21 protein-coding genes and 1 pseudogene are annotated in these 20,331 nt (G+C 38.4%); 9 read left to right on the forward strand and 13 right to left on the reverse strand.

Annotation, left to right across the window (positions count from 1 at the left end; translation table 11 throughout):
- Positions 1-99 precede the first annotated feature (99 nt).
- The 3 genes from yjjG to ATS72_RS14260 all read right to left on the reverse strand — a co-directional run bounded on the left by yjjG (position 100) and on the right by ATS72_RS14260 (position 2,304).
- Entirely contained in the window at positions 100-774 is a 675-nt protein-coding gene (gene yjjG / locus ATS72_RS14250) for a pyrimidine 5'-nucleotidase (RefSeq protein WP_058428358.1), read from the reverse strand.
- Between the two features lie 15 nt (positions 775-789).
- Positions 790-1,329, reverse strand: coding sequence for an inosine/xanthosine triphosphatase (gene yjjX / locus ATS72_RS14255; protein WP_058428359.1), 540 nt, complete (start codon positions 1,327-1,329; stop codon positions 790-792).
- A 75-nt stretch (positions 1,330-1,404) separates the two neighbouring features.
- Positions 1,405-2,304, reverse strand: coding sequence for a phosphoribulokinase (locus ATS72_RS14260; RefSeq protein WP_008126819.1), 900 nt, complete (start codon positions 2,302-2,304; stop codon positions 1,405-1,407).
- 157 nt (positions 2,305-2,461) lie between these two features.
- On the opposite strand from ATS72_RS14260, the gene ATS72_RS14265 reads away from it, so the two are divergent.
- Positions 2,462-3,337 (forward strand): hypothetical protein, encoded by an 876-nt coding sequence (locus tag ATS72_RS14265; RefSeq protein WP_058428360.1) that lies wholly within the window; start codon positions 2,462-2,464, stop codon positions 3,335-3,337.
- A 61-nt stretch (positions 3,338-3,398) separates the two neighbouring features.
- Positions 3,399-3,764 carry a hypothetical protein gene (locus tag ATS72_RS14270; RefSeq protein WP_006794078.1) on the forward strand — a complete coding sequence of 122 codons (366 nt, stop codon included), beginning with the start codon at positions 3,399-3,401 and terminating at the stop codon, positions 3,762-3,764.
- A 118-nt stretch (positions 3,765-3,882) separates the two neighbouring features.
- Here the strand turns inward: ATS72_RS14270 and ATS72_RS14275 are convergent.
- The 6 genes and pseudogenes from ATS72_RS14275 to ATS72_RS14300 all read right to left on the reverse strand — a co-directional run bounded on the left by ATS72_RS14275 (position 3,883) and on the right by ATS72_RS14300 (position 9,292).
- A pseudogene (locus tag ATS72_RS14275) lies at positions 3,883-6,439 on the reverse strand (M1 family aminopeptidase).
- 123 nt (positions 6,440-6,562) lie between these two features.
- Positions 6,563-7,243, reverse strand: coding sequence for a hypothetical protein (locus ATS72_RS14280; protein WP_033019772.1), 681 nt, complete (start codon positions 7,241-7,243; stop codon positions 6,563-6,565).
- A gap of 97 nt (positions 7,244-7,340) precedes the next feature.
- Positions 7,341-7,691: a DUF2750 domain-containing protein gene (locus ATS72_RS14285; RefSeq protein WP_006794081.1), complete on the reverse strand. Its 351-nt coding sequence runs from the start codon at positions 7,689-7,691 to the stop codon at positions 7,341-7,343.
- A gap of 17 nt (positions 7,692-7,708) precedes the next feature.
- Entirely contained in the window at positions 7,709-8,287 is a 579-nt protein-coding gene (locus tag ATS72_RS14290) for a glutathione S-transferase family protein (RefSeq protein ID WP_006794082.1), read from the reverse strand.
- Between the two features lie 63 nt (positions 8,288-8,350).
- Complete coding sequence (locus tag ATS72_RS14295) at positions 8,351-8,632, reverse strand: peptidylprolyl isomerase (RefSeq protein ID WP_006794083.1); 282 nt, start codon at positions 8,630-8,632, stop codon at positions 8,351-8,353.
- Positions 8,633-8,716: 84 nt separating this feature from the next.
- Positions 8,717-9,292 carry a glutathione peroxidase gene (locus ATS72_RS14300; RefSeq protein WP_006794084.1) on the reverse strand — a complete coding sequence of 192 codons (576 nt, stop codon included), beginning with the start codon at positions 9,290-9,292 and terminating at the stop codon, positions 8,717-8,719.
- 81 nt (positions 9,293-9,373) lie between these two features.
- Between ATS72_RS14300 and ATS72_RS14305 the strand changes: the two genes are divergently transcribed.
- The 3 genes from ATS72_RS14305 to ATS72_RS14315 all read left to right on the forward strand — a co-directional run bounded on the left by ATS72_RS14305 (position 9,374) and on the right by ATS72_RS14315 (position 13,158).
- The gene (locus ATS72_RS14305; protein WP_033024928.1) at positions 9,374-9,862 is read left to right on the forward strand and encodes a GNAT family N-acetyltransferase; all 489 of its coding nucleotides are present in this window, start codon (positions 9,374-9,376) and stop codon (positions 9,860-9,862) included.
- Positions 9,863-9,980: 118 nt separating this feature from the next.
- Complete coding sequence (locus tag ATS72_RS14310; protein WP_058428361.1) at positions 9,981-11,954, forward strand: ATP-binding protein; 1,974 nt, start codon at positions 9,981-9,983, stop codon at positions 11,952-11,954.
- Between the two features lie 70 nt (positions 11,955-12,024).
- Positions 12,025-13,158 carry a response regulator gene (locus ATS72_RS14315; RefSeq protein ID WP_058428362.1) on the forward strand — a complete coding sequence of 378 codons (1,134 nt, stop codon included), beginning with the start codon at positions 12,025-12,027 and terminating at the stop codon, positions 13,156-13,158.
- Between the two features lie 124 nt (positions 13,159-13,282).
- On the opposite strand, the gene queG is transcribed toward ATS72_RS14315, so the two are convergent.
- From queG to ATS72_RS14335, 4 genes are all read right to left on the reverse strand, one after another.
- Positions 13,283-14,413, reverse strand: coding sequence for a tRNA epoxyqueuosine(34) reductase QueG (gene queG / locus ATS72_RS14320; protein WP_039036393.1), 1,131 nt, complete (start codon positions 14,411-14,413; stop codon positions 13,283-13,285).
- Positions 14,414-14,524: 111 nt separating this feature from the next.
- Complete coding sequence (locus ATS72_RS14325; RefSeq protein ID WP_008126841.1) at positions 14,525-15,742, reverse strand: methyl-accepting chemotaxis protein; 1,218 nt, start codon at positions 15,740-15,742, stop codon at positions 14,525-14,527.
- 58 nt (positions 15,743-15,800) lie between these two features.
- Positions 15,801-16,505, reverse strand: coding sequence for a glycerophosphodiester phosphodiesterase (locus tag ATS72_RS14330; RefSeq protein ID WP_058428363.1), 705 nt, complete (start codon positions 16,503-16,505; stop codon positions 15,801-15,803).
- Positions 16,502-17,368, reverse strand: a complete 867-nt coding sequence (locus ATS72_RS14335) for a DMT family transporter (protein ID WP_058428364.1) — start codon at positions 17,366-17,368, stop codon at positions 16,502-16,504. The genes ATS72_RS14330 and ATS72_RS14335 overlap by 4 nt, the downstream gene beginning before the upstream one ends.
- A 157-nt stretch (positions 17,369-17,525) precedes the next feature.
- On the opposite strand from ATS72_RS14335, the gene ATS72_RS18870 reads away from it, so the two are divergent.
- The 4 genes from ATS72_RS18870 to ATS72_RS14350 all read left to right on the forward strand — a co-directional run bounded on the left by ATS72_RS18870 (position 17,526) and on the right by ATS72_RS14350 (position 20,259).
- Positions 17,526-17,696 carry a hypothetical protein gene (locus ATS72_RS18870; protein ID WP_006794092.1) on the forward strand — a complete coding sequence of 57 codons (171 nt, stop codon included), beginning with the start codon at positions 17,526-17,528 and terminating at the stop codon, positions 17,694-17,696.
- Positions 17,693-18,796: a sensor histidine kinase gene (locus tag ATS72_RS14340; RefSeq protein ID WP_058428365.1), complete on the forward strand. Its 1,104-nt coding sequence runs from the start codon at positions 17,693-17,695 to the stop codon at positions 18,794-18,796. Before ATS72_RS18870 ends, ATS72_RS14340 begins: the two co-directional genes overlap by 4 nt.
- On the forward strand, positions 18,793-19,407 hold the full coding sequence (locus ATS72_RS14345) for a response regulator transcription factor (protein WP_058428366.1): 615 nt from the start codon (positions 18,793-18,795) through the stop codon (positions 19,405-19,407). Before ATS72_RS14340 ends, ATS72_RS14345 begins: the two co-directional genes overlap by 4 nt.
- Positions 19,408-19,521: 114 nt before the next feature.
- A complete protein-coding gene (locus ATS72_RS14350; RefSeq protein ID WP_058428367.1) occupies positions 19,522-20,259 on the forward strand; it encodes an enoyl-CoA hydratase/isomerase family protein in 738 nt (245 codons plus the stop codon).
- The last annotated feature ends 72 nt before the right edge of the window (positions 20,260-20,331 follow it).

A 20,331-nucleotide genomic window follows, 5' to 3' on the forward strand; every position in this document is an offset into this window, starting at 1 on the left:
TTTAAAGTGCACACTTAAAACAGTTACAAAAAATGACGCTTATTAGCGTCATTTTTTTTGCTATGTATCTATTTTTTTTAAAATAGTAAGTTTTAAAAATTAAATACCTAAAATGGCTTGTAGCTGTTCTAATTTGGTTATTGTGTAAGTGGGGGTTATTCCTTCAGGTAATTGTTCACCAGGGTGTTGCAACCAACATGTATCTATACCTACATTATTACCGCCAAGTATGTCACTTGATGCGGTATCACCCACCATTAATATTTGACTCTTATTTGGGTTACCCATCAGTTCGAATGTATGTTCAAAAATAGCTTTGTTAGGTTTTGCTATACCTACAAGCTCAGAAATAACTAACCATTCAAACATATCTTTTAAACCAGTATGCTCTAAACGTACTGTTTGTAGGCGAGCAAAGCCATTAGTAATGATGCCTAACCTAGCATGAGGTTTTAATTTATTAAGCAACTCAACAGCGCCTGGTAAAGGCTCACAAATTTGCGCCATTGCATCTAAAAATGCATCGTTCAACTCTTTAGCGGGTACATTTAATTTTGCTGACCATTCGTTAAAGCGGGTTACCTGCAAGTAATCAGCACTAATAACACCATTTTGATAATCAACCCACAGTTTTTTATTGGTTTTTTGATAGTGAACGTAGTCGTCTTGCGTAAAATTAACGCCGTAATTTTTAAACATACGGGTCATACCGGCTAATATATCAAACCTAAATAAAGTTTCGTCTGCATCAAACAACACGTAGCTGTATTTCATTCAATTTCCTGTATTTTATTTGCGATATAGGTCGCTATGTAAAAAGGGTGCCATGGCCAAGGTTAGTGCTTGGGTATAGGTACTTTCACGTGTTGCATAGTTATTTGTAAGCAGACCAATGGCGCCGCCTTTTTGTTTTATATTTGTGGTATTAAATGCTTTATCCATTACATCGCCAAGCTCTTCGCCATTAAGTAATGCTTTAAAAAGTATATTGGGTAATGGAAGGTTACTGCTTCGCCCTACAACCTGTTCTGTGGCGTTATCAATAACAACATAGGCAAAGGTCGCTGCACCATAGCTAAATTGCTCTGCACCGCCTTCCATTGCCACGTAGTAATCGGCTTGATGGTGCTTTTTACAATAGTTAACACGGTTTTGCGCGCCAATACGTGTTTCATCTTCACCAATAGGTTGATCTGGCACGTTTGAAGGAGCGTTAACACCTAGGCAATCAATGGTGTTATTTGGAAAGTACATAGTAAAAATATGCTTTGCTGCATTTATTTTTACTGGATTTTTAGATCCAACTATAACTTTTAACAATGATGACATGCTGATCTCGTATTGAGTAAAATCAGCAGTGTACGTGACTTCTGTTAAACAAAAAAGAGCACTAAAGCGATAATACTAAATAGGCAAATCAAGCGGAGCAAGGTTCTCTAGTGCGCGCTTTTTCATAATAATATCTTTTATCAGCGGTGTTAATACAAGCTCCATTGCAAGGCCCATTTTACCGCCCGGCACTACCAGCGTATTAATACGCGACATAAAGCTGCCTTCAATCATTCTCAGATAATAAGGAAAATCAACATCTTCAATGCCTCTAAAGCGGATCACAACAAAACTTTCATCAAGTGATGGAATGTCTTTTGCGCTAAATGGGTTTGATGTATCTACGGTAGGCACACGCTGAAAGTTAATATGCGTTCGTGAAAACTGAGGGGTAATATGATTTATGTAATCGTCCATACTACGCACAATTGACCCCATCACGGCTTCGCGAGAGTGGCCTCGCTCTGAAGTATCGCGGATTAGCTTTTGTATCCATTCAAGGTTAATAATAGGCACCATGCCTATGAGTAAATCAACATGCTTGGCTACATCAACGTCTTGGTCAACAACTCCGCCATGCAAACCTTCGTAGAACAAAATATCTGTATTATGCTCAAGCTCTTGCCAAGGAGTAAATGTGCCTGGCAGTTGGTTATAAGGTACAGCTTCATCAAAGGTGTGCAAGTAGCGGCGCAATTTGCCTTGCCCTGTTTCACCATAATTACTAAATAACGATTCAAGGGCGCCAAAGTCGTTAGCTTCACGGCCAAAGTAACTAATATGCTTACTTTCTTGTTGGGCTTCGCGTATTTTTTTGTCCATTTCGGGACGTGTATAACGATGAAAGCTATCACCTTCAATAAATGCAGCCTGAATATTTAGGCTACGAAAAATGTGCTTAATGGCATTGGTTGTGGTGGTTGTACCCGCACCCGATGAACCAGTAATTGCAATGATAGGATTTTTAGCTGACATGTTAATTCTCTTTTTTAGGACCAGGCTATATAACCAGACTAAACTTAACACTTTTTTAAGTCGTTTGGGTATCTTACGTGTTGACTGACTAAGCTCAAGTGACGCCATCAGCAAATAACGTTATCATGAGGTGCTTAAAATTAAAACGAGAGAAAGCATGAAACTTTTAAAACCACTACTTAGCTTCTTTTCATTAAGTGCGTTAGCCGCAGGTTGTGCACACGCTAACATGCCTAAAAGCCAAATATTACTTGCTGATTTAAATACGCCATATGGTGTTCAAGTGACCATAGTAAGCGACAAAACAAGTTACAATAACCAGCCTTACTTAATTAATGACGATTTATACTTTACTCATGAGGTAATAACTAATAACCAAAGCCAAACCGATATTGCACACTACAATTTAACAACGCGTGAAATAACTAACTTAACAAATACGCCTGTCAGTGAGTATTCGCCAACATTAATGCCTAATAAAACAAGTTTGTCAGCCATTGTTGTAGAGGCTGATTCAAAACAAAAGTTGTGGCAGTATCCGCTTGATACACAAAGTGCGCCTAGTCGTATTTTTGATTGGATAGAGCCTGTTGGCTACCATGCTTGGGGCATTAAAAACGATTTAGTGATGTTTATTTTAGGTCAGCCGCATACGCTTCAATACACCTCAGTAGACGCTGCTAAAGGTGAAATAGCTGCCAGTGATATTTCTCGTACACTTATTTATAACCACAACGCGGCGATGTTTTTATTTAGTTACACTAAAAATGATCAGCATATTTTAGCGAGCTTTAATCCACAAAATAAACAAGTAAGCGATTTATTAAGGCTCCCCACTCAGGTACAAGACTTCATTTTAAAAGATGATAAAACAATTGCTTACGCTATTAAAAATCGTGTTTATCAACGTAAGCTCGATGGCAGTAATGAAATATCGCAATGGCTTGATTTAAGCACATACTGCGAAACAAATATCACCCGAATGAGTTACAACAACGATAAGCTTGCATTTGTATGCGACGTAACACAATAAAATAAGACTTCAAACTGCGTATGCGTTAAGGTGATACGCAAATTAACGAATAGGGATAAACATGGCGTACAGTGCAGATGAGTTAACAGAGCAGCTTATAAAACTACAATGCAGAAGTAATTTTAAAATTAAAAACATTGCTGAATACATGTTAGTTAATTCTAAAGAGGCCTTTTACACTCACAGTGAAAGCGGTAAAGGAAAAATAGTGATTCGCCCTGCGTTTGAAGTATTTAGTGATGACTTTAATGACATAGATGGTGTAACACGTGCACAAGGGTATTTTCATAGCAGTGAAATGACGCGTTTTCCAACTCGTATATATAAAAGCGCTCAACCAATTCATTATGGTGTCGCATTTAAAATAAATTCAGAGCAAGCTGCAAAAGACTTTATTGCTAAGTTGACGATGATCATTGGTAATTAATCTGAACATTAATTAAGAAGTTTTTTATCCGTAATTTGAGTTAATTAGTTTCGCCCTAAAATTATAAAGCCGCTGAGTGAATACTCAGCGGCTTTTTTATAGCTTAATCACATAGTGGTTATTTACTGTTTAAGAAGCTATTAACCGAATCAAGCTCGCGTTTTTTTAGTGCAATACAATCAAGCGTACTTTCTTCTAGTTTACTCAATGTACGGCTGTACCCAGGCACTTCTGAAATTTTATCGTTAAAGAAGTTTTGAGTGGTTGCTAAGCTTTTGGCATCACAGCCTACGGTTGTAAAGTACGGTAAATTAGGAATAAAGAACGGCGGTAAACTTGCTGTTACTTTATCGTAATTATTATAAACCCAATCGATAAATAATGCTTGGCGCTCTTCAGTGTAACTTTGCCCAGATAAAATAGTACGCATATCAGAGGCGGTTACTTCATCAGTTAAGCTGTAAGCCAGAACCGCATTTTGTAATTCAGACTCACCAAAAAAGCCCATAGCAGCTAGCATGTTAGTGCGCACTTGTGGGTCTTTAGTCGTTTTAAATGTTGTCATGAATTGATCAAGCAAGGCTTTATCACCATGAAAAGCAGCGAGTCTTAAATAAACACCTGCTAAGTATGGGTCTACTTTTTGTGGATTAGTCAAATACACTTGCGTTTGTTCTTTGGCTTTATTGATTACGTTTTGGTCTTCGCCATCAAAGCCTAAGCGTGATATAACGGCTGCACGAAGTTGCGACACTGCACCATCTTCGTCAATTTTTGCCTCTAAACCATATTTTTTAGCAGCAGGAGTCACTGCGTCACGGATAAATGCAGGCCATAAGTCTTTATTGCTTTCATCTTTGAACGTACGTTGCTGCGATACTAAGTAGCCCAGTGCAGTATTTGCTACACGAGGGTGGCTGTCACTTACAAATACTTCAAGTGTTTGCATTAACTTGGCGGCAGAGATAACGCCAGCCTTAAGCAGTGCATCGGTGGCCGATAATAGCGCTAAACGTTCGCGGTCAGTCAGCACTGTTGGCGCGTTTTCAATTAATGCGTTAAATTGCGCGTCATCCATTACCCAGCGGTAGTAGCCAAGAGCACCTTGGTCAGGGTAAATCCACTCTGGTGCAAAATCTAAATCAAGCGTTTGGCTTTGTTTGTTTAGTAAAACACTGGCTGTTTTAACGTTGTCGCCTGCACCGTATTTAATCGTTACTGGCACATTCCAAAGTTGTGCTGGCGCATCAACACCTGCATTTACAAAGCGGCTTTGTGAAATGGTTACTTTTTTGCCTTGCTGTTTAACACTTACAAGAGGGAAAGAAGACTGCTCGATAAATGATTTTAAAACACTGGCTACATCTTTATTTGATGCTTTACCAAGTGCTTGCCATAAATCAGCCGCTTCTGCATTTTTATAAGAGAAGTCTTTTAAGTAACGCTGAATCCCTTTTTGGAATGCTTCTTCGCCAATCCAGTTTTCAACCATTGCAAGTACTGAGCTACCTTTACTGTATGCAAGGCCCAAACCGTCCATAATATCAGCTTCGGTTTTAATTGGCTTACGAATAGGCTTAGTGCTTAAGCGGGCGTCTAATGCCATTACGTTATTTTGTGGTAAGTCTAAATGTGATTCAAACTCAGGATTTAGCTGCCATCCAGCTTGCAAACGCTTCGTTTAACCACAGGTCATTCCACCACTTCATGGTTACCAAGTTACCGTACCATTGGTGTGCTAGTTCGTGAGCAATAATAGATACGTTACGTTGTTTTTTACTGCGTGTCGCTGCAGCTAAATCAACGAGTAAAATGTCTTCGCGGTAAGTTACCAAGCCTGAGTTTTCCATTGCGCCAAATGGGAATTCAGGCACGGCAACTGAGTCGAGTTTTTTATACACATAAGGAATACCAAAATACTCTTCTAATGCTGCAAGTACGCGCGGCATATTATCTTTAGCATATTCGGCTAAATGAATTTTACCTTGAGGAGTAATAACTCGCCCAGGAATGGGCATCCCTTCAATGTCTATTTCTTCAAACGGGCCAACAGCCATTGCAACTAAATACGATGGAATAGGCGGTGTTTTATCAAAAAAGTGGGTTGTCATATCACCATTTATTGTTGTTTTTAGTTCTGGTGTATTGGCATATACTTTTTGTGAACTTGGAGCCGTTATTGTTAACTGAAAAGGAATTTTATAGCTTGGTTCATCAAAAACGGGGAAGGCACGACGTGCATCACTCATTTCAAATTGGGTAAATAGGTAAGGTGTACCTTGATCCAATGTTTTGTATAACCCCACACTTTGGCGGTTGTAGGGAGCAGAAAAATCAATATTAAGTGTGTATTTACCTGGTTGAATTTTTTCATCACAGCTAAATTTAACTTTACCTGTTTTAAGTATTTCATTACTTAAGTCACAGTTTTCTTTACCTAAAAGTTGCGCCATTTTTACTGCATAATCCACACCGTTTAGCTCAATGTAATGTGTTGGTTTTAATACTTCTAAGGCAATTTCAGTCATCCCTGTGAATGTATCTTTGCTTGGGTCGAGCGTTAGCGATACATTTTGCGAACTTGGTTTTGCGAGTTTTTCGATAACGAATTCGTTAGCGTTTGCTGCATTTATTGCTAGCGCAACACTCACAGTTAAGAGGCTTTTAAGAAACATAGTGATCCCTTGTTTATTGTTAGAAACGCCCAGATTTTATGGGTACAGTTTATCCTACCAGTTTTTGTGAGGCGCGTAATTGATTTAAGAAGTGGCTTTGATGGTAAATAGTAACAAAGTTTGTCAGTGGCTTTCGCGTGATAGAAAACGTTGCCAGCTGAGTTGTGTATTTATAATACGTACTTGTTGAATAACCGTATTTAATAAGCTGATTTCATCAAACTGATTATCTGGGTATTCATTAAAACCCATTAAATAATTAAAAGCATCTTTAGAGTTAGCCTGAAGCGCATAAATACGCACTTGTTGTTCAAAGTTAAGGCGTAAGCTACTAATGGCGGTTTTCATACCGAGCTGGTCAACGTTGGGGATATCACATTTTTGCAAATAGCCGGCACGATCACCTTCACCCGAAAACCAAATACGTACTTTTTCACTGTATCTGCCTGTTTTAGCCGGGAGATCAAACATAAGTCGCTGGTGGTTTTTAGACTTTATAAACTCAACATAATCGCTAAATCCTGCATCGATAAGTGCTTTATGTACAGGGACTAAGCGGGGCTTTATTTTACCGTGAGTATGAAAGCTAAAACATAAAATATCATCAATAATACAAAGATCATCAAGTGTTAAACAGCCAATTTCATCACTGTAAGCACCGCTGTAATAGGCTATTAGTGGCAGCCAAAAGTGCCAATGTTTTGCTTGCTCGCGAGGGAGTCGAACATCACCGTATATATATCCATTATAAATAGTGTGCAGTTCCATGGCTGAAAAAGGGCGGCGACCAAGATGGGTTTTCAACGTAATACCTTGAAAATAGTGAGGTGTTTTATTTTATACCCAACTAGCACTAGATGCTAGTCGGGTTATCAGGCTTTAAGGTCCTGTGTGTAAATTATTATTCACTTAATGCACGAGCTAAACCCGTTGGTTCAATCTCAACACATACTTGGTCATCATTCCAATTAATGCCAACTAATGCGTCGTCCTCATTTAAATCTTCAACCCATGCATCTAAAAATTCATCAAGGTTAATTTCTACCGGACTGTAATCTTTCCATTCTTCTTTACACTGCGCTTTAGCCGCTTCTTCACTTTCCCAGAGCAGTAAAACATCAGTGTCGTCAAATTGGTTTGAGTCGCACACTACAAAGCCATTATCTTCTGCGCCCAGTGCCCAAATGACTTCGCTAACACGTACTTTTTCTACGAAGTTAACTAGCTGTGATTCAATTTCAATATCGCTCATGTGTTTACCTTATTAAGTTAGTGACGAGGATTAGTTTCTATTGCTGATTGACGTTCGCTAAATTGTCCATGAAATGCAACAAGTTCACTGTACTGACTAAAGTCAGTTAATTCACGAAAGCTAATCCAATCAAGCAGGCAGTATAAACTGATGTTGAGGTATTCACAGCTTTTAAATTGTTCATCGTTTAAATGGTTGTTTAAAAAGCTTAATGTTTGTTCTATTCGTTCATTTTGCAGATTAAAAAATAATGCATCGCTTTGTGTATCTAAACCTGAGCGCTTGCATAATAGCATTTCAACAAGCGAGTCGTTGCAGGCATTAATAGTGGTAAGTAAGTGCTCTTGCGGCCAGTTTAGCTTTGATTTGCCTGTTTTCTCTAATAAGTAGCGTATTATTGAGTTTGAGTCGCTAAGTGTTAAATCACCATCAATTAAAATAGGTATTTTTCGGGCTGGGTTTTTATTGGCCATTTTAGGGCGGTCTTGAGCTGAAAATATGTCTAAGCTTATAAGCTCTATATTACAGTTGTTTTGCAGAGCCCATATTCTAATTCGACGAACGTAAGGTGAGGGAACAGAACCAATTAATTGCATAATCACTCCAAAAAAAGCCGCTAAAGCGGCTTTTATTAAACGTTAATAGCAGTAAAGCTCAATTTATTCTGAACGGCTAGTAACTTCAAGTAAATGGTAACCAAATTGCGTTTGTACAGGGCCCTGTACCTGGTTTATTGGGGCAGAAAAAACCACTTTATCAAACTCAGGAACCATCATACCCGGGCCAAACTCACCCAGAGCGCCGCCGTCTTGTCCTGATGGACAATTAGAATGTACTTTTGCTAATTCAGCAAAGTCTTCGCCTTGTTCAATTTTTGTTTTTAAGTCTAAACATTGTGCTTCGCTGTCTACCAAAATGTGTCGTGCGCTTGCCACTGCCATAAAATCTCCTGATTATAAGTGGTGTTTTTTTAACCTAGTGTATTGCCATACTAGTTAGTTTGTACAAATTGTACCAGTATAAATTTAGATTTTAGACAGGGAATTTTCCACTGCCTTAATCATTTTTTCTGAATCTGGTTTTACTTTGCTGTTAAATCGTAAAATTGTTTTACGATCAGCAGATACTAAATATTTATAAAAGTTCCAATTGGGCGAACTTGTTTGCTCGTTTAAATGCTTGAATATAGGATTTGCATCACTCCCTCTCACTTCGCTGGTGGCGAACATAGGAAAGGTGACCCCATAATTAATAAAGCAGACTTTGGCCGTTTCTTTTTCGTTATCTTCTTCTTGGAAAAAGTCATCAGAAGGGAAGCCCAATATTACAAGCCCTTCGTCTTTGTATGTTTTGTGTAGTTTTTCTAAGCTTTCAAACTGAGGTGTGAAGCCACAGTTACTCGCAGTATTAACAATTAACAGAGGTTTGTTTTTGTAGTCGCATAAGTTAATGGACTCTTTAGAGCGAAGCTTTCGGATATCAACGTTAGTAAAATCGTCACAGGCTTGGGGATTTACGGCTTCATTATTTGGCTGTGTTTGTGCCATTAAAGTTGAACTAACCAATAACGCAGTAAACCCTATTATCATTTTTTTAAGCATCATATTACCTAACTATCCGATTGTTTGATTTGCTGATCATACGCTAATATGGAGGAAATTGATCAACCACTTAAATTTACTATGACAACTCGCTTAGCAACTATTGACGACCTTAATGATATTGTCGCCATTTATAATGAAACCATAGAAGGGCGAATGGTAACGGCAGATACCGAAGAAGTAACCGTTGAAGAAAAAAAAGATTGGTTTAATAGTCATACACAAAAGCGCCCAATTTATGTGTATTGCGAAAACGATACTGTACTTGCCTGGGTGAGTTATAAATCGTTTTACGGACGCCCTGCTTACGATGGAACCGTAGAAATGAGCATTTACATCACTAAAAATGCACAAGGTAAAGGCTTGGGTAAAAAGTTAATGCAGTTTGCGCAATCGGAGGCTAAAAAGCTTGATATTAACGTGTTACTTGGCTTTATTTTTAGCCATAATTTGCCAAGCGTAAAGTTATTTAAGCACTTTGGTTTTGATGTGTGGGGGGAGTTACCAAACGTTGCCGTTATGGATAATAACTTATACAGCCTAACCATATTTGGTAAGCATTTAGAATAAGTTACGCTTATTTATTGGTCATATTTGTTTACAAATAACGCACAGGAATGTGTGTTATTTTCGTGTTTTTATACTACGCTGGTAACATATTAATTTTATTGGTTGTAAGTGTAGTTTAATGGCTAGAAAAATATTGATCATAGACAGCAGCACCATCATAGCAATGAGAGTAAAAGTACTCTTAGAGCTCATTGGATGTAATGTTGAGCTGATTCATTTCTCTATGCTTGAGATGTTTACTCACGCCGAAAATTACGATTTAGTTGTTATAGCTCACGGTGTGCCGGTTGCACCTATTAAACCGCTAATTGATAAATTATCTCATGGGCGTTTATTATTACTTGCCCCTAAAACCGAAAACACAGAGCAGTTAACCGCATTTGCTGGCCTAAATAAAATAGTACCTGATGCTACGGTTGTTTATCCTTTCTTCTCTAATAAAGAGATCACCTCTCTTTTAGAAAGTTTATTAGAGCTAGACTCTAACCATATGATGCAACTGCCCACTATATTGTTGGTCGATCATATCCAAAATCGCCTTGATAATATGAAGAGCAATTTAATTGGCGCACATATTAAAACTCTTACGGCAAGCAGCTTAAATGACGCACTCACTATTGCAAAAAGTAATAAAATTGATATTTTAATCAGCGATTTTAGCCTAGGTGAAGCGACTGGCCTTCAAATATTTTCAAAATTAAAAGTGTCGCAACCAAATGCACGGTGCTTGCTTTTCACTTCCCGCCCTGACCAAGTTTCAATGATTGAAGCTATTCGCCAAGGTGTTGAAGACGTACTGATCAAACCCCTCAATGAAAATATTTTACTGCAATCAGTGCATAAGCTTTGGCAAACTGAATTATTAAAACGCCGCAATGCCGAGTTAGTTGAGCGCCTTCAAGAAACTGTCGATGCACTAATAGAAAAAGACAGTCTGCTACAAGTTATTTATAAACACACCCCTGACGCTATCATGCTATTTAAACGCAACGGTCAAATTATTGAAGCAAATGACGCTTGCTTGAGGTTGTTAGATCTACCGTTTAGCGGGCTTTCTGGTAAATCGTTATTTGATTTTTTAGATAACGATTCGATTGCTGGAATCAAAGAAAAAATTTCAACATTAAACAGCAATCGTCAATTCAGTTACGATTTACGTCTACCCATTAAAAGCGGTGGAACAGTGCCTTTGTTTGGCTCTTTTAACGAAATAGATCACCATGGTGAGATTGCACTGGCTGTAATTTTTAAAAATGTAACTCACTTAAAGCAAAAAGAAGAGCTACTTCAAGAAGCTAAAGGGTTACTAGAAGAAGAGGTCAAAGCGCGTACATCGCAGTTAGAGCATGCTAAAAATATAGCCGAAGCGGCAAATTTAAGTAAATCAGACTTTTTAGCAAATATGTCACATGAGCTGCGAACCCCCATGCACTCAATTTTAAGCTTTGCACGCTTTGGACTCGATAAGCTAGAAGCTGGCGACTTTGCTAGAGAAAAGTTACTAAAATACTTATCTCGTATCGAGTGTAGTGGCGATAGGCTGCTATCTTTATTAAATAACCTTCTTGATTTATCAAAGCTTGATGTAGGTAAATTTCCGTTTAACCCGCGCCCTCATAATTTAGAAAGCATTATTAAAACGAGCATTGATGATGTGTCGGGCACGGCGATGGAAAAACAAATTAATATTATTTTTCCTGCGCCAGATTCACCGGTCATTGTGCAATGCGATGAAGAGCAAATTAATCAGTTGTTGCGCAACGTATTGGGCAATGCATTAAAGTTTAGTGAGCCCAAAAGTAACATCACGCTTAAATTAGCATCGGATGGCCAATTTGCTGATATTGAAGTCATTGATAGTGGTATAGGTATTCCTGAAGATGAACTTGATCATATTTTCACAAAGTTTGTGCAAAGCAGTAAAACAAACAGTGGTGCGGGCGGTACTGGGCTAGGCTTAGCACTTTGCCGAGAATTTGTATCGTTGCATCAAGGTCAAATTAGCGCGTGTAATAATACCAATGGTGGCGCCACAGTTCACATAAAATTACCACTTGAAATAAATTTAGACGAACACCTAGTCGATGAATAAAAGTACGCTAAAACAGTAAGTTGTTTATGTTAATACAATTTATTTTTGAATTTAAAAGGATGATTTAGTTATGGCTTTAACAAAAATACTAGCAGTAGATGACGAGCCCTTTAACCTTGAGATAATTGAAGAAATTTTAGAAGACTTAGATTTTGAGTTAAGGCTAGCCAACAGTGGCCCTGAATGCTTGGATATGGTTGAGGACTATATGCCTCAAGTTATTTTACTTGACGTAAGCATGCCGCAGATGAGTGGTTACGAAGTGTGTAAAACGCTTAAATCAAACCCAAGTACCGCACATATTATTGTTATGTTTGTATCTGCAAGAGGAACTGTGGAGGAGCGCATGGAAGGCTACTCAGCCGGCGCTGAAGATTACATAGTAAAACCATTTGGGCATGATGAGCTTAGATCTAAATTAAAAAATCTAAACCAAGTATTAGTAGAGAAACAAAGCCTAGAAAAACAAGTAGAAGCGGCAACTTCAACCGCGTTCAATGCAATGGCTAACAGCAGCGAAATGGGGCAAATAGTCAACTACGTAGAAAGCATAGCACTCATAACTAACCCAGACGATTTAGCAAAAGCACTTATTGATTGCCTACAATCTTTTGATTTACAAAGTAATGTAGAATTTAGATACGACTCTATTGTTAAACATTATGCTTTACATGGTGTTTGCTCGCCTATTGTGATCGAGCTATTTGAAATGCTTAAAAACAAAGGCCGTTTGCATGAGTTTTCGCAGCGCTTATTAGTTAACTACGAGCTAATTAGTTTACTCATCTTAAACATGCCAGGACACGATCCTGATAAACACGGCAGAATACGCGATCACGTGTGCTTTATTGTTAGTGTTACAGAGCAGCAGTTACGCGCCATAATAACTAAGAGCTTATTAGATGCGCAGCAAGTAAAACTAAACGCAGTAGCAAGTACAGTACACAGTAAATTTCATGGTTTGATAGATTTACTTAATGAAAATCGCTTAAACAACGAACAAGTATTTAAAAAACTTCAGGAAGAGCTTGAGGTTAGAATTCCAACAATGGGTTTAGACGAAGACCAAGAAATTTTTATCTATAAAAAAGTAGATGAAACAATTCAAAATTCTGTAGCCCGCGAGGAGTCTGTTATTCAAGTAAAAGAGGCGTTCGCAGACATTGAAACAGAGCTTTCGATACTGCTAAACCATAGCCAATAATAAACACATAGACTTACTTTTAGGGCTTGTTTGCCATTAATATCAGGTTTACCGCCCTATAATGGCGAACAATCACACTCCAATAGCTCTGATTTGCTTTAGTACTAAATAGGCTTCTATGAATTTATGCATCTCGTGGTAAGCCTTTTTCCACTATCCTAATAAGTCTTTGCGTTTTTCTAAGTGAGGGTTGTTTATTGTTTTGCTGCTCCAGTGCCCATTGAATATGCTCTTTTACTAGATCACTACAACCATCAATTTTTTGTTCTAACGCGCTAATAATGTCAGGGTCAAAGTTTGCATTACCTAAACCAACGGCTAAATTACGTAACCAACGTTCATGTCCAATTCGGCGAATTGGGCTGCCTTCGGTATTTTTTAAAAATGTGGTTTCATCCCAACTAAACAGCTCAAGCAAGTCTTTGTCTTTTAACTGCGTGCGCGGATGAAAGTCTTGTTCGTCGGTTATTTGTCCATAGCGGTTCCACGGGCAAACTAATTGACAATCGTCGCAGCCATAAACTCGGTTACCTAATAAAGTTCTGTACTGCTCAGGAATAGGGCCTTGGTGTTCTATTGTTAAGTATGAAATACACTTACGGGCATCAACCACATAAGGTTCTACAATTGCACCTGTAGGACATAAGGTTATGCAGGCTACACACTTACCGCAGCCTTCAAAGGTATTTTCATTATCAACAGGTAAAGGTAAATCAATAAACAATTCACCTAAAAAAAACCACGATCCAGCTTCTTTGTTTATTAGTAATGAATGTTTGCCACGCCAGCCCAGCCCCGCTTTTTCAGCCAATTGGCGCTCTAATACAGGGGCAGAATCAACAAAGGGTCTAAAACCATATTCACCTACTTCTTGTTCTATTTTTTGGCCGAGCTTTTTTAATCGATTACGAATTAATTTATGGTAGTCTCGGCCAAGTGCGTAACGGCTAATATAGGCTTTTTGTTTGTTTTTTAATGTTTTAGCAAAGCCTGCATCGGGGGGCAGGTAGTTCATTTTTACCGATATAACACGTTGTGTGCCGGGAATAAGCTCGTCAGGGCGAGCGCGTTTCATTCCATGTGCCGCCATATAATCCATTGAGCCATGAAACCCGGCGTCAAGCCAACGCTGAAGCTGTTGTTCATGCTTACTCAAATCTATATCAGTGATCCCTACTTCGCTAAAGCCGAGTTCTTTTCCCCATGCTTTTATTTGCTGGGCTAATTTAGGGTAGTCAGGAGTTAGGTTGCTCACACATATTCACGCATATTAAATAATCGCCCTGTAATTTAGCATAATTACAGAGGTGTGTTGAGGTTTACGCATCAATAGGTGTTTAAGCGTAAACCGCGTTTATGATAAAAATTAAAGTACAAAGCGCTTCAACTGCTGCTGTGTTTGTAAGCTTAACTCTTGCGATAATTGGCTGTCGGCAAGAGCGGTGTCTATTTGCTGTTTAGCCTGCTCGCCTAATTCAACAATTTGCTCTACCGATTGATGGGTTAAATTTTGCGTATCTTCTAGTAGATGCACGGCGCTGGCAATTTGCTGTAATTGCTGTTGATTACTCTCAAATTCATTAAGCATTTTACTAAACCCTTCAGAGGTTGAACAAATTGAGCTTTGTGCATTTTTAGAATGGTTAATAAGTTGCTCTGACTCTTTATTTGTTTCACTTACTAGGTCGTTCATTTGGGTTATAAAATCACTGATTTGGCGAGTAGCTCCACTTACTTTAACCGAGAGGGTACGTACTTCATCAGCAACAACAGCAAAACCACGCCCGGCTTCTCCTGCTCGCGCAGCTTCTATCGCGGCGTTAAGCGCGAGTAAGTTAGTTTGATCAGAAAACTCCTCAACCATTTTTAAAATACTTCGAATATTCTCACTGTTTTCCTTCAAGCCATCAACGGTGCTCGCAAAACTGCCTAACATATCAGTTATTAACTGCACTTTCTCAACCAGAGAACTCAGCTCTTGAGCTGAGAGTTTTACAAAGGCTAAGTGCTCATTATTTACAGTATGAACACTGTCGGTATTGCCCACAATATTTTGCAAGCTTTGTGTTATTTGGTTACTGGCATCAATAATTGTATGACTTAAGGTAATTTGCTGTTCGCTCGAATTTTCCGTACTTTGCATTGACTCAGTTGCGGCTTTATTACTTTGTGCGCTGGCTTCAGCGCTTGTGTAAGTCGTGTTAAGTAATTGGCTTAAGTGGCTTGTAAAATCGTTATATTGCGTACTTAACGTTTTAAATTCGTCGTATGAAAAATGCGGAAGTTTGGCGTTTAAATTGGCATCTTGTTGATTAATTTTAATAAGTGTATCGCACATAGCTTTTACAGGGCGAACAATCAAAAAGCGCATATAAAAAAGCGTAAACGCAAAGCCTGAAATAATAACTAAGGTTAGTAGCCAAAAAAGGCCAAGATTTTGTTGCTCACTTAAGCTGTCATAAAGCCAAAACAAAGTAATAGCTTGAAACAAAAAAACAAAACTCAAGTTACCAACAATTTTACGGGTTAGAGTAAAAAAGAATGTTTGTTCGATGTAATTATAAATTTTCATTAAGCCACTCATCTTGCTTAAACCTATGTTTGAACGCTTTTACACAGGCATTTGCAAGGTATAAGCGACTCTATTTATCAGCTAACGATAGCAAATATGCCTTGGATTGCATGGGAAAGTTAGTAAAAATCCCGTCTAAACCGAAGTCACGCATAAGTGCAATATCTTGTTGTTTATCCACTGTATAAGCGTAAACTTCAAGCCCGCGTTTTTTAGCATCATCTACAAACGCTTTGTTAATAAAATTTTTATCTACATGCACACTAAATGCATTTAAGTCTTGTGCAAACTTTGCATATTTAATTGGAATAGAAGACGTTAAAGCGCCTATTTTTAACCAGGGTAAACGCTTTTTAAGCCATTGTAATTGATGATGATCAAACGATGATACTAAAATATTAGCACATGAAATGGTTCCCGCACTGATATTACGTTCAAGCTGGTCAGCAAACTTTTCAAGTTCAAAGGTATGCTTAAGTTCTAAATTAAGTAAGGTTTTATTGTTATTCCAATCAAATAACTGTTGTAGCCTTGGTATACATTCGCCATTACCCGCATCAAGCTTTGTAAGGGTTGCTGCATCAAACTCACTAACTTTGCCTTTTCCGTTGGTGGTTCTGTCTAGCCACGAGTCATGTATTAGCATGTAATCATCGGTAGCGCTTTGAATATCTACTTCAATGCCGTCTACACCCATATTTAAGGCTTCTAAAATGGCGCTTTTCGTATTTTCGGGAAAGTGCCCGCTAGCGCCCCTGTGTGCAAAAACTTTCATTGTCGAGCCTTCTTGGTTATTGACCATGTTTCAAAGCATGCAGCGCTTACAATAAGTGCGCCGCCAATCAGGGTCATTAATGTTGGGCGTTCGTGAACAATAATAATAGCCAAAATAGTACCGTACAACGGTTGTAAGCACGAAATTAGCCCTGCCGTTGCAGCTGATAAATGTTTTAGGCTTGCTGCAAATAGCGAGTGCGGTGTAGCGGTAAATATAATGCCAGCGACGGCAATTAATACAAGATCTTGATTACTCACCTCGTACACAGGCACTTCAATAAATGCGCACAGCATTATGCTCGCTACCAAGGTTTGGTAAAACATCGTCTGTGGGCCGCCGTATTGGCTAAAATAGCGTTTGTGAGTAATGTTTCTGACAGAGAAAAACAACGCAGATACCACGCCAGTAATAACACCAAGTGTTACATCGTCACCTAAATCAGCACTTGGTACCAATAAATAAATACCCAAAACAACTACACCAGCGCTTATTATATCTTTTGCTTGAGGTTTACTTTTATTAAATAAAGGCTCTAAAAACACGGTCATTACTGGGTAGCTAAAAAATGCAAGCATACCAATGGTTATGCCAGCCATTTGCATTCCTGCAAAATAAGTCACCCAATGTAGCCCTACTGTAATACCTAAAAATAAAGCAATAAGGTAGTCTTTGGGATTGTTTAACTTAATTTGTTTTTTCCCGAATGAAAGCATTGCCAATATTGCCATACCAGCAATAGCTGTTCGGTAAACTGTAATATCCAGGGCATTTAAACCAATGAGTTTGGCAAAAAGGGCAGTTCCCCCAAAAAGTAACACGGCAATATGTAGGTAAATTAAGCTTTGCTGTTGTGGCTGCATTTAAACATCATCTCCTTTTTTTGATATGTTATCACCGAGGGGACGTCAACAAGATGAATTTTTTGAAACATGACAAATGTCAGCAAAGTTAATGACACTTCACACTCTTATTATTTTTACGTACTGGCATAGTTATCCTACTTAACAGGAGAGTGCTATGAATAGTTTAGTTTTAATGAGTCTTGATATTAGCGAGTTTTTTGATTCGCTTAATTTTACTATTAATTACATTGATTATTTTATGCTGATAAGCATTTTTGTGGTATCTATATTTATTAATAAAAAGAGTGCTTTAAATAAAAATAATACACCAGAGGTGCTAGCATGAGTTCGCAAAGTAGCTTTTCTCATCAAACGGATAAAACGTTTTGGAAATACGGCCATTTAATTTTTACAGGCTTTTACTTACTGCCATTAATTATTAATTTTGACCAATTTACAAAAAGCCAAATGGGCCTATGTTTAGCTTTTTATATTGCCTTTATTATCTTGTATGTAAAAGCAATTAACTGCGATAACACAAAAATAACCACCTTATTTTTAGCCTTGCTCGCTATTTGTTTTAGCGCCACTTTTTTTACCTCTGGCACACCTACCTTATATGGCTTTGTTGCCTATGTAGCTGGGTATAGTTATAACTTAAAACAGCGGTTTTATGCTGCATTAGCCATTGTGGTGGCGCTTTTTTCAAGTTCGTATTTAAGCGATATGGGAAAGCTTCAATACTTTTTGGCTGTGGCCTTAATATTATGTGCCGCCTTATTTAGTTATGGAATTGCAGCAAAAAGAGAACGCGACCATAAAAAGCGCGAGCAAGAAAGTGCAAACCAATTAGAGCAATTAGCTGCTATTGCTGAGCGTGAACGTATAGCGCGTGACCTACACGATATTTTAGGCCACTCACTATCATCTATTGCATTAAAGGCCGAGCTGGCTAATAAGCTAAACCAAGGTGAGCGGTACGAGCAAGCAAACAATGAAATAGCTCAAGTAGCAGACCTTGCAAGGCAGCTACTTAGCGATGTACGCAGTGCCGTAAGCGACTTAAAAGAGCTTAATTTGGTAAGCCAAGTTGCTCAGTTAAAACAACGGTTATTAGAGCAAGATTTTAATATTACGTTCAACGTTGAATTATCTGTGCTACCTGCCAAGGTAGAGGGCATTGCTAGTTTAATAATTAAAGAGTCAGTCACTAACTTACTACGCCATAGTTCAACTAAAAACAGCGCAATAACAATTAAGCAAACACCCCAGCAATTACTCATTGAAGTAATAGATAATTCACCCTGTGGTAGGCTCGAGGCAGGCAACGGTTTAAACGGTATAAAAGAACGAGCAGAGCAAATACAAGGTAGTGCAACTTTTACCTGTGGTGAACAATTTACATTAAACGTAGTACTGCCAATTTCATCTGAGGATTTACAATGATCAAAATATTTTTAGTGGAAGATCAGGCGCTAGTGCGTGACGCTGTTAGTGCACTACTTAGCCTAGATTTTAATATTGACGTAATTGGCCAAGCAAGCAACGGGCTAGATGCTCTAAATGCTATTAATGCGCTTGATGAAGATGCAATGCCAGATATTATTTTAACCGATATTGAAATGCCTAAAATGAACGGCATCGAACTTAGTGAAAAAATAGCAATGCAATTTCCGGCTATAAAAATGGTGATCATGACTACGTTTTCACGCGCTGGGTATATTAGGCGCTCGTTAAGTGCCGGTGTTAAAGGATTTATATTAAAAGAAGCCCCGAGTGACGAGCTAATCAACGCACTCAAAAAGGTAATGCAAGGGCAAAAAGTGATTGACCCAGAGCTTGCAATTAACGCTCTAGACGATGCCGATCCACTTACCGACAAAGAGCGAAAAGCATTAAAGCTTGCAAGCGATGGACTTAAAACGAGCGAAATAGCCACACAGTTATTTATAAGTGAAGGCACAACGCGTAACTATCTGTCAGACGCAATTGCCAAACTTAATGCAACAAACCGAATCGACGCAGCACGTATAGCTAAACAAAAAGGGTGGTTATAAACACATGTGATTAAGGTTTATAAATTTAACACAAACCCTTACTATGTTAGTCATAACAACAAAAGTAACGAACAACGCTTAAAGTAAGCTTAAAATTCGCAAAAAGAGGGTTAAATGGCAAATTTAATAGATTTAACAGTAAAAAACAGTGTCGCAGTTTTAACAATGAACACCGCAGAAAATCGACACAATCCAGCGTTTTTGGCTGAATTTAATTTACACCTTGATCATATAGAGGCTGATAAAAGCATTCACTCGGTGGTACTTACCTCTGCAAGCGACAAAAGCTGGTCGCTGGGTATTGACCTTGAGTGGATGGCAAACCCAAGCATTTTACCAGCGGCTATTTCTGACTTTATGTTGCAAATAACACAGTTGCTACAACGTATTGTTACGTTTCCTATGCCTATTATTGCAGCCCTCAATGGTCATACTTATGGTAATGGAGCCGTGCTTGCCTGTGCCTGTGATTTTAGATTTATGAAATCAGACAAAGGCTTTTTTTGCTTTCCTGAAGTGGATGTACTGGTGCCTTTTGTACCGTCTATGTTTCCTATTATTAATAAAGCGATACCGCAAACCTTCTTTAATAGGCTAGCAATGACGGGCGAACGGGTGGGTGCACAACAACTGTTTGAGAACAACGTTATAGAAGCTGTATTTTCTAACAGTGACGAACTGCAAGCCGGTGTACTTGAATTTGCAGCGCAGTTTAATAAAAATCGCTGGATTTACGCTCAAAACAAATCGCAAATGAACAAACACATCTTGCAAACTATTAAAGAAGAAGACCCTGCTTTTATCGATAACGTCAGTAAAATGTTATACAAAAATCTTCATAAAACTGAGTAATGGCTTAGTCACTGATGCAGCTTAATCACAATGACACAATTAAGCTGCATAATTAAGGACATATTAAGGCCC

Source organism: Pseudoalteromonas sp. 13-15 (genome assembly GCF_001468205.2).
Classification (GTDB): Bacteria; Pseudomonadota; Gammaproteobacteria; order Enterobacterales; family Alteromonadaceae; genus Pseudoalteromonas; species Pseudoalteromonas marina.